The following is a 9,790-nucleotide window of genomic DNA, read 5'->3' on the forward strand; positions in this document are numbered from 1 at the left end:
CCGCGCGGGGGCGCGGCCCGCCCGCCCGGCCCGGTGCACCGGGCACCACCAGGGAGAACGACCCCGGACGACGAAGAGTGGGGTGGAAGCGGTGATCCGCACGGTAGGGACCAATCCGCCATGGGAGGGCCTGCAGGGCGCCGATCGCCACGCGGCGTGCGTGCTCGCGGCCAGAGCGGGCGACAAGTCCGCCCTCGACGTGATCGTGGCGGAGCTGTCCCCGCTGGTGTGGCACATCTCGCGCGGCGTCGGCCTCGACCGCACCGCCGCCGAGGACGTGGTGCAGACGGTGTGGCTGGCGCTGCTGCGCAACCTCGACAAGGTCGCCGAGCCCAAGGCGCTCGTCGGCTGGCTGGTGATCACGACCAAGCGCGAGGCGGTGCGCACCCGCAGGCGCGGCACCGCCCAGGGCGACCTCCCGCAGGAGGCCGCCGAGCACGTGCACAGCACCGAACCGATGCCCGAGGCGGAGGTCCTGCGCGACGAGCGGGACCACCGGCTGTGGAGCGCGTTCCACCGGCTGCCCGCGCGCTGCCAGGAACTGCTGCGGCTGACCGTGCTGCAGGGCCGCGCGAACTACCAGGTCGTCGCCGAGGCGATGGAGATGCCGCGCGGCAGCATCGGCCCGACCCGCGGCCGGTGCCTGCAGAACCTGCGCGACCTGTACGAAGATGGGGAGGGTGGCAGATGAGGACCATGGACGGACACGAGATGGAACCCGCCGAGCACGACTACTGGATGGGCGAGGTCGCCCGGCTCATGGACGAGCTCGACCCGGTGCCCGAGGGCCTGGTCGAGCGCTCACAGTTCGCCCTCGCCATCGAGGACATCGACGCCGAGGTCGAGCTGGAGGCCGCCCGCTGGGCTGACCAGCGCGCCCTCGCGGGCGTCCGCGGCGGCGGCACCGGCACCATGACCTTCTTCGTCGGCGACCTCACGGTCATGGTCAACGTGACCCGCACCGGGGAGCGCCAGCGCATCGACGGCTGGCTCGTCCCGGCGGGCGAGCACGGCGTCGAGGTCCGCGTCGCCGACCACGACACGGCCAAGACCGTCGCGGACGAGGGCGGCCGGTTCGTGCTCACCGAGGTCCCCCGGGGCACCACCCAGATCCGCGTCCGGATGCACGGCGGCAAACCGCGCACCGTGGTCACCCCGACCGTCGACCTCTGACCGCTTCTCCCCCTCGCGCAAAGTCGGTTCGCGCACCCGCCTGCGCACAGTTGACATGCTGCGCGAACAACACGCCCGCAGGCAACGCCAACTGGCGGCATTCAACGAACTGCGGGCATTGGAAGACGACTGATCTGGCTCATCATGCCCACCGACCGGTCTTGGGCGGCTGTGCCAAGCCGGTGGATGCCCTCTCGCGGTGGTCTCACGGTATCGCCTGCGACAACGGCTTTGTTGTCACCACCAAGGGCGGTTGTCCTTCCCCGTCAATGCTGAGCACTCCTGAGCGAGAGTGCTGTTCATTTCGGCTGAACTCGCCGACTTGCTCGAAGCGCGAGTTCACATGCGTCGCAGTGGTGTCGGCTGTGGGCGGGTTGTGCTCGCTGGCCCCGGTCAGGCGGGGAGGGCGGGGAGGGCCGTGCGGTACAGCCAGCGGGTGAAGAGCGCCGTCAGCGGGCCGGAGGCGTGGGTCTCGGCCAGGGCGATGAAGGCGTCGGTGGTCACCGTGCTGTGGTGGTGGGTGGTGGTCCAGGTCTTGAGCAGGGTGAAGAAGGCCGGGTCGCCCAGGGTGGACCTGAGGGCGTGGAGGGTGAGGGCGCCGCGGAGGTAGACGCGGTCGTCGAAGAGGTTTTCGGTGGTGGGGTCGGCGAGGACGAGGTCCTGGGGTTGGGCGGCGAGGGTGCGCCAGGCCCGGCGGGCGTGGGTGTCGACCGGGACGCCGTCGGCGGCGGCCGACCACAGCCACTCGGCGTAGGTGGCGAAGCCCTCGTTGAGCCAGATGTGCTTCCACTCGGCGACGGTGAGGCTGTTGCCGAACCACTGGTGGGCCAGTTCGTGGGCGACCAGGTGTTCCGACCCGCGCCTGCCGTCGACGTGGTTGGTGCCGAAGACCGACAGCGACTGGGCTTCCACCGGGGCGTCCAGTTCCGCGTCGGCGATGACGACCGTGTAGCCGGGGAACGGGTAGGGGCCGAAGAGGCGGGAGAACTCCTCGATCATCCGGCCCTGGCGGCCGAAGTCGTGCCGGGCGGCCGAGGTGATCCGCGTGGGGGCGGCGAAGCGCTGGGGCACCGGGGAATTCACCGCGAACGCGCCGTAGCGTCCGATTTGGACACCCACCAGGTACGTCGGGGTCGGCGCCGCGAGCACGTACTCCCAGGTGCTGGTGCTGGCCGCCGAGCGCAGGGACGCCAGTTGCCCGGTCGCCTCCACCAGGTACGCCGACGCGGTGGTGACCGACAGCCGGTAGGTGGCCTTGTCCGACGGGTGGTCGTTGCACGGGAACCAGGACGGGGCGCCGACGGGTTGGCTGGCGACCACCACGCCGTCGTCGAGGTAGTCCCAGCCGATCTCACCCCACCGGCTGGGCACCGGGGTTGGCGAACCCAGGTAGCGGACCTCCACCACGAACGCCACCCCGGCCTGCACCGGGCGGGCCGGGGTGACGTGCAGCTTCGCCCCGCGCTGGACGTAGCGGGCCGCCCTGCCGTCCACGGTGACCCGGGCGGTGCGCAGGCCGCGGAAGTCGAGGCTCAGCCTGGACAGCGCCTGCGTGGACACCGCCGAGATCCGGGCCCGGCCGGACAGCCTGCCCGGCCCGACCCGGTAGTCCAGCTCCAGGTCGTAGTGGCTGACCCGATAGCCGCCGTTGCCGTTCTGCGGCAGGTACGCGTCGTGGGAGGTGCTGGCCCCCGGCTCCCCTGCCTTCATGCCCCCATTCAATCAGCGACCGGCGGGCCACGCCGAGATCGGGTTGCCCAACCAGCGCGTCCCGGCGGGCACCGACTCGCCGCGCATCACCAGCGACGCCGGGCCGACCGTGGTGCGTTCGCCGACGGCCGCGCCGGGCAGCGTGATGCCGTGCGGGCCGAGGGTGGCGCCCGCGCCCAGGGTCACCGGGGCCATGCTCATGATCCGGTCGTGGAACAGGTGGGTCTGCACGACGCAGCCGCGGTTGACCGTGGCCCCGTCGCCGATGTGGACCAGGTCCGACTCGGGCAGCCAGTACGTCTCCACCCACGCGCCGCGACCGATCCGGGCACCCATCGCCCGCAGCCACACCGACAGCAGCGGGGTGCCCTGGGTGGCCGGGACGGACCACGGCACCGCCAGCACCTCCACGAACGCGTCCGCCAGCTCGGTGCGCCACACGAACGAACTCCACAGTGGACGTTCCACCGCGCGGAACCGGCCGACCAGCAGCCATTTCGCCGCCACCGACACCGCGCACGCGGCCACACCCGCACCGAGCAGCAGCACCCCGCCCAGGGCCAGCCCCAGCCACGGGCCGAGCCAGAGGAACCCGGCCGCGGCGAGCACCGCCAGCGCCGCCGACGCCATCACCGGGACCACCCGGCACAGCTCGACCAGGGCGCGGGCCACCATCAGCCGCTTCGGCGGGTCGAAGGTGGTGCTCTCGTCACCGGTCTCGACCGTGCGGGGCAGCTTCATCGGCGGCATGCCCAGGTAGGACGACCCCGCCTTGGCCTTCTTCGGCGTGGAGGACAGCACCCCGACCAGGCCGCGGTTGGGCACCGAGCGGCCCGGCGCGGTCATCCCCGAGTTGCCCAGGAACGCGCGCTTGCCGACCTTGGCCGGTTCGATCCGCAGCCAGCCGCCGCCCAGCTCGTAGGTGCCGATCATGGTGTCGTCGGCGAGGAACGCGCCGTCGCCCACGGTGGTCATGCTGGGCAGCGCCAGCACCGTCGACGCCTCGACCCGGCGGCCGACCTTCATGCCCAGGGCGCGCAGCCACACCGGCGTCGCCAGGCTCGCGTACAGGGGGAACAGCCCGACCCGGGCCAGCCCCATGATCCGCTCGGTGGCCCACGCCTGCCACGCGACCCGGCTGTGCACCGGGTGCAGCCCCGCCCGCAGCCCGATCGACAGCGCGCGCACCGACACCAGCACCAGCAGCGCGTACGCCACCAGCCAGGTGACCGTGGCCGCGGGCACGCCGAGCAGCGCGGAACCCAGGGCGGCGGGCAGGTCCGCCGACCCGGCGGCGAACGCGCCGAGCACCAGCAGCGCCGGGACGGCCGCGAGCACCGGGAACAGGCTCAGCGCGAACGACGTGGCCGCGTACACCGCGACCCAGCGGCGCCGCCGCGGCGGCCGCACCACCCGGTGCGGTGCCTTGCCGGTGCGGCTGGCGGGCGACCCGCCCCACCGCTCCCCGGCCGGGACCGCGCCCAGCACCCCGGAGCCGGGCGCGACTGCGGCGCGCTTGCCGACCCGGGCGCCGGGGAACAGCGTGCTGCGCGAGCCGACGGTGGCACCGGCGCCGACCTTGATCCGGCCGATGCGCAGGACGTCGCCGTCGAGCCAGTGCCCGGACAGGTCCACCTCGGGCTCCACGGCCGCTCCCCGGCCCAGCTTGAGCAGGCCGGTGACCGGGGGCAGCGAGTGCAGGTCGACGTCGTCGCCGATCTTGGCGCCGAGCGCGCGGGCGTAGTGGGTCATCCAGGGGGCGCCCGCGAGGTTCGTGGCACCGGTCAGGTCGACCACCCGCTCCGCGGCCCACAGCCGCAGGTGGACGCCGCCACCGCGCGGGTAGTCGCCGGGGGTGACCCCGCGCAGCAGGACCCGGGCGGTGCCCGCGGCCAGCGCCATCCGGCCCATCGGGCTCAGGAACAGCAGCCAGCCGACCGCGACCAGCCACCAGGACGTCGTCGGCGCCCAGGTCAGCGCACCGGTCAGCGCCAGGACGTTGCTCAGCGCGGCCACGGTGACGGCCCAGCGCGCGCCGACCAGGGTCAGCATCGGGACGGTCGCCAGGGCCTGCACGACCTGCGCCTTGCGCGGCATCGGGGCAATCACGCGGTCGCTCTGCACGCTCGCGGCGGCGGCGTCGACCAGTTCGGCCAGCTCACCCAGCGTCGGGTTCTGGTACAGGTCGCTGACGGCGATGCTCGGGTACTCCGCGCGGATGCGGGAGACGAGCTGCGCGGCGGTCAGGCTGCCACCGCCGTGCTGGAAGAAGTCGGCGTCCGGGCTGCCGACCGGCACGCCCAGGATGTCGCGCCACAGCCCGGCCAGCCAGGTCTGGGTGCCGGTCAGCGCGGCGGCGTCGACCTCGGTGGTGTCGAGGTCCAGCGGCCACGGCAGGGCGTTGCGGTCGACCTTGCCGGAGGTGCGGGTGGGCAGCGTGTCGACCTCGGCCAGCAGCGGCACCAGGGCGGCGGGCAGCGCGGCGCGCAGTTGCTCCACGGCGGCCCTGGCGTCGAACCCCGGCTTCGGCACCAGGTAGCCGACCAGGAGCTGGTTGCCCGCGGCGGTGGTGCGCACCGCCGCGGCGGCGCCCGCCACGTCCGGCAGGGCCTGCAGGGCGGCGTCGACCTCGCCGAGTTCGATCCGGCGCCCGCCCAGCTTGACCTGCTCGTCGCCGCGGCCGAGGAACAGCAGGCCCTCGGGGTCGGCGGTGACCAGGTCGCCGCTGCGGTAGGCGCGGTCCCAGGACAGCGCGGGCAGCGGGGCGAACTTCTCCGCGTCCTTGGCCGGGTCGAGGTAGCGGGCCAGGCCCGCGCCGCCGATGACGAGCTGGCCGCTGGCCCCCATCGGCACCAGCTCACCCGCCTCGTCGACCACGGCCAGCTCCCAGCCGTCCAGCGGCAGGCCGATGCGCACCGGGCCCGCGCCGGTCAGCCGGGCGGCGGTGGCCACCACGGTCGCCTCGGTGGGGCCGTAGGTGTTCCACAGCTCGCGGCCCGGCACGGCCAGCCGGGCGGCCAGCTCGGGCGGGCAGGCCTCGCCGCCGAAGATCAGCAGCCGCACCTCGGCCAGCGCCTCCGCGGGCCACAGCGCGGCCAGCGTCGGCACGGTCGACACGACGGTGATCTCGCGCTCGACGAGCCACGGGCCCAGGTCGACCCCGGTGCGGACCAGCGCCCGCGGCGCGGCGACCAGGCAGGCGCCGTGGCGCCAGGCCAGCCACATCTCCTCGCAGGAGGCGTCGAAGGCCACCGACAGCCCGGCCAGCACCCGGTCGTCCGGGCCGATCGGCTCGTCGGCGAGGAACAGCTCGGCCTCGGCGTCGACGAACGCGGCGGCGCTGCGGTGGCTGACCGCAACGCCCTTGGGCTTCCCGGTCGACCCGGAGGTGAAGATGATCCACGCGTCGTGGTCCGGCGTCGGCCTGCCGGGGGCGTTCCCGCTGCTCGCGCGGGTGGTGATGGTGCGCCCGGCGCCGAGGACGGCGGTGACGGCGGCCTCGCCGAACACCAGCTCGGCCCGCTCGTCGGGGTCGTCGAAGTCGACCGGCACGTAGGCGGCGCCCGCGGCCAGCACGCCCAGGACGCCGACGTAGAGGTCGACGGTGCCCGAGGGCACGCGCACGCCGACCCGGTCGCCGAGGCCGATGCCCGCGGCGCGCAGGTCGGCCTTGACCGAGTCGACCTCGGCCAGCAGCGCCCGGTAGGTCAGGACCGTGGTGCCGTCGTCCACCGCGTCGGCGTCGGGGTGCCGGGCGGCGGTGGCGGCGAGGACGTCGAGGAGGGTGCGCGGGGCGCTCTCCGGGCCTGCCCGGAAGACGGCCAGGCCGCGCGCGGCGGCCTCGGCGAGCGGGTCGGGAGCGTGGAGCAAGGACGGCGGGGAATCCATGACCGTCATCGCTTCGTTCGCATTTCTCACCTTTTCGGACCAGGGCTTGCGGTGCGTTGCCCGATGCACGTTACCCCTGGTCACCGACGTCCGGCCGCTCCGGTGGGGGTCTTCGTGTCATGTTTCACACGTGTGAGTTACGTGTAACGCCCCTTTCGTGCAAGCGATTCCTGGTATCGCTTTCCGATATCGGAAAGAATCATGTTTGCTGGCATGGAAGTCCGCTGGTTTCGCATCCCGATATCGGGAACTGATATCCTCGGCCGATGGATGTGGTCCAAGACTTCCGCAACGGGGCGCTGCGCCTGCGCGTCCTGCACCTGGCGGCCCAGGACGAACTCCACGGCGCCGTCCTCACCACCCACCTGGCCGATGCGGGCCACCGCGTGTCACCGGGGACGCTGTACCCGCTGCTGCACCGCCTGCAGGAGGCCGGGCTGCTCAAGTCGCGCACGGAGGTGCTCGACGGCAGGCGGGTCCGCCGCTACCGGACGACGAAGAAGGGCCGCCGCGCCCTCGCCGACTGCCGGGCCGTGCTGGCGGACCTGGTCGCGGACGTGACCCCCGAGTAGCGGCCACCCCGGGGCGCTCGGCGGGGGGCTCCGCGAGGGGTCACCGGGCGGCGCGGCGGAGGGCTTCCACGTCGTGGATGACCAGGCGCTGCCTGCCGGTGGTGAGGACACCCCGGTCGCGGAGGGGCCGCAGGGCCCTGGTCACCGCCTCGCGGGAGGCGGAGATGAGGCCCGCCAGGTCGCTCTGGGTGACCCGGAGGGTGATGGTGACGCCATCGGGTGCGCGGCGGCCGTAGCGGTCGTGCAGCTCCAGGAGGAGGGCCGCCAGCCTGCGGGCGGTGCCCGCGTCGGCGTGGTCCATGCGGCGCTGGTTGGCGTAGCGGAGCCTGCTGGTGACGATGCGCAGCAGGATCGCCGCGACCGCCGGGTGGTCCACCAGGAGGGCGCTGAAGCGCCCCCCGGGGACGTGCAGGCCCACCACCGGCTCCACCGCGGTCACCGTCGCCGACCGGGGACTGCCGTCCAGGGCCGCCATCTCCCCGAGGATGTCCCCGGGACCGCGCACGGCCAGCACCGCCGCGTGCCCCGCCGGACCCGCCGCCACGACCTTGACCCGCCCCGAGGCCAGCACGAGGACCCAGTCGCCGCGGTCACCCTCCCGGATGAGCACGTCACCGGGCTCGAAGCGCCGGGCGGTGGCGGCGGCGCGCACCCAGCCGCGCTGCTCGGGGTCCAGCAGGGCCCAGAAGGTGCCCTCGTTCGCTTCCCGGATGTCCACGCGGAACCCCCACCTGACCGGCCGTTGCCCCGGGTTGACCGACGCCGGTCCGATGGTAGGCACCCGCCCGCCCCCGCCGACCGGCGCGACGCCGTGCGCACCATCGCGACCCCGCCGTCACAACACCCGGCGCACGGGCGGGGTCGGTGGGGGAAGTGGTTCCGCGGGTTGTTCCGCGTTGTGAGTCATCGTACGCGGAACTCCTTTCCGGTCCGTGTGAATCTTCCGGCACGGCCACGGAGGTCGGCGCCGGGAAAGGATTCCCCCGGCGTTCGGGAAGTACCGGGAGGAGGTTTCGCGATGGAACCGCACTTCATCCTGACCGTGCTCGGTTGGCTCGCCGCCCTCGGCGGCTGAGGCGCCCACGGGGACGGGGCGGCCGCGGACCCCTGTCCACGCGGGAGTGCTGTGGGGTGCTGGCGTTCGGTGGTGGGGTGGTGCTTGGCTGGTGGCCGAGGGAGGTGCGCGTGCGGGACGTGCTGGAGGAACTGGTGCGCCACCACGCCGGGGGGCGGGCGGTGGCGCTGGCGACAGTGGTGGCGACCTTCTCGTCGGCGCCCCGGGCGGCCGGGGCGGCGATGCTGGTGGCCGAGGACGGGAGCGTCGCGGGCAGCGTGTCCGGGGGGTGCGTCGAGGGCGCGGTCTACGAGTCGGGGCGGGAGGTGCTGGAGACCGGCAGGCCGGTGCTGCAGCGCTACGGCGTCAGCGACGACGACGCGTTCGCCGTGGGGCTGACCTGCGGGGGGATCATCGACATCTTCGTCGAGCGGGTGGACCCGGTCGGCTACCCGGAGTTGCCCGCGGTGGTGGAGTCGGTGCGGGCGGGGGAGCCGGTGGCGGTGGCCACGGTGGTCGCTCATCCGGCGCTCACCGGACGGCGGATCGTCGTGCGGGCGGGGGACCACGTGGGGGGCACGGGGAACGCCCGCATCGACGCCGCTGTCGTGGACGACGCGCGGGGGCTGCTGGCGTCCGGGCGGAACGCGACGCTGCACTACGGGGTGGACGGGGAGCGGCGGGGGGAGGGGCTGTCGGTCTTCGTCAGTTCGTTCGAGCCGCCGCCCCGGCTCCTGGTGTTCGGGGCGATCGACTTCGCCGCTGCGATGGCGCGGATGGGGGCCTACCTCGGATACCGGGTGACGGTGTGCGATGCGCGGCCGGTTTTCGCGACCGCATCGCGCTTTCCCGGGGCGCACGAAGTCGTGGTGGATTGGCCGCACCGGTACCTCGCCGCGGAATCGGCGGCGGGACGGGTGGACGGGCGGACGGTCGTCACCGTGCTGACGCACGACCCGAAGTTCGACGTGCCGGTGTTGGAGGTGGCGCTGCGCGGGGGGCTCGGCTACGTGGGGGCCATGGGGTCTCGGCGCACGCACGAGGACCGGATGGCGCGGCTGCGCGCCGCGGGGGTGAGTGAGGTGGAGCTGTCGGCGTTGGCTTCGCCGATCGGGTTGGACCTGGGGGCGCGGACGCCGGAGGAGACCGCGGTGTCGATCGCGGCGGAGATCATCGCGTTGCGGTGGGGGCGGGGTGGGGAACGGCTGACCGAGGGGTCTGGGCGAATCCACGGGTAGGTGGTGCTGGGGATCTATGGCTGATCTGCTTCGCCGTGTCTGTGGTTTTTGGCCCGGTTTGGTGGATGTGCTTCGCCGCGCGCCGTTTTTAGGGCCCGGTCGTTTGGTTGGGGTGCCCGGCTGGGTGGATGTGTTTGGCCGGGGCCCCTATGGCG

7 protein-coding genes are annotated in these 9,790 nt (G+C 73.7%); 4 read left to right on the top strand and 3 right to left on the bottom strand.

Annotation, left to right across the window (positions count from 1 at the left end; translation table 11 throughout):
* The first annotated feature begins 91 nt into the window (after nt 1–91).
* Nucleotides 92–691, top strand: coding sequence for an RNA polymerase sigma factor (locus UO65_RS00120; protein ID WP_035277553.1), 600 nt, complete (start codon nt 92–94; stop codon nt 689–691).
* 5 nt (nt 692–696) lie between these two features.
* Nucleotides 697–1,173 carry a carboxypeptidase-like regulatory domain-containing protein gene (locus UO65_RS00125; protein ID WP_052020287.1) on the top strand — a complete coding sequence of 159 codons (477 nt, stop codon included), beginning with the start codon at nt 697–699 and terminating at the stop codon, nt 1,171–1,173.
* A 393-nt stretch (nt 1,174–1,566) separates the two neighbouring features.
* On the opposite strand, the gene UO65_RS00130 is transcribed toward UO65_RS00125, so the two are convergent.
* Nucleotides 1,567–2,883, bottom strand: a complete 1,317-nt coding sequence (locus UO65_RS00130) for a M1 family metallopeptidase (RefSeq protein WP_035277550.1) — start codon at nt 2,881–2,883, stop codon at nt 1,567–1,569.
* Between the two features lie 12 nt (nt 2,884–2,895).
* Nucleotides 2,896–6,780: a Pls/PosA family non-ribosomal peptide synthetase gene (locus UO65_RS00135; RefSeq protein WP_035277551.1), complete on the bottom strand. Its 3,885-nt coding sequence runs from the start codon at nt 6,778–6,780 to the stop codon at nt 2,896–2,898.
* 257 nt (nt 6,781–7,037) lie between these two features.
* Here UO65_RS00135 and UO65_RS00140 point away from each other — a divergent pair, with 257 nt between their 5' ends.
* Entirely contained in the window at nt 7,038–7,343 is a 306-nt protein-coding gene (locus UO65_RS00140) for a PadR family transcriptional regulator (RefSeq protein ID WP_035277552.1), read from the top strand.
* A gap of 40 nt (nt 7,344–7,383) precedes the next feature.
* On the opposite strand, the gene UO65_RS00145 is transcribed toward UO65_RS00140, so the two are convergent.
* A complete protein-coding gene (locus UO65_RS00145; RefSeq protein WP_052020283.1) occupies nt 7,384–8,061 on the bottom strand; it encodes a Crp/Fnr family transcriptional regulator in 678 nt (225 codons plus the stop codon).
* A gap of 467 nt (nt 8,062–8,528) precedes the next feature.
* Between UO65_RS00145 and UO65_RS00150 the strand changes: the two genes are divergently transcribed.
* Complete coding sequence (locus UO65_RS00150; protein WP_035277559.1) at nt 8,529–9,635, top strand: XdhC family protein; 1,107 nt, start codon at nt 8,529–8,531, stop codon at nt 9,633–9,635.
* Nucleotides 9,636–9,790: the final 155 nt, after the last annotated feature.

This window comes from Actinokineospora spheciospongiae, assembly GCF_000564855.1.
Classification (GTDB): domain Bacteria; phylum Actinomycetota; class Actinomycetes; order Mycobacteriales; family Pseudonocardiaceae; genus Actinokineospora; species Actinokineospora spheciospongiae.

What these genes read in the sequence shown, in the direction of transcription:
- UO65_RS00125 (WP_052020287.1), top strand. Translation starts at nt 697, where the DNA reads ATGGACGGACACGAGATGGAACCCGCCGAGCACGACTACTGGATGGGC.
- UO65_RS00130 (WP_035277550.1), bottom strand. Translation starts at nt 2,883, where the DNA reads ATGAAGGCAGGGGAGCCGGGGGCCAGCACCTCCCACGACGCGTACCTG.
- UO65_RS00135 (WP_035277551.1), bottom strand. Translation starts at nt 6,780, where the DNA reads ATGACGGTCATGGATTCCCCGCCGTCCTTGCTCCACGCTCCCGACCCG.
- UO65_RS00140 (WP_035277552.1), top strand. Translation starts at nt 7,038, where the DNA reads ATGGATGTGGTCCAAGACTTCCGCAACGGGGCGCTGCGCCTGCGCGTC.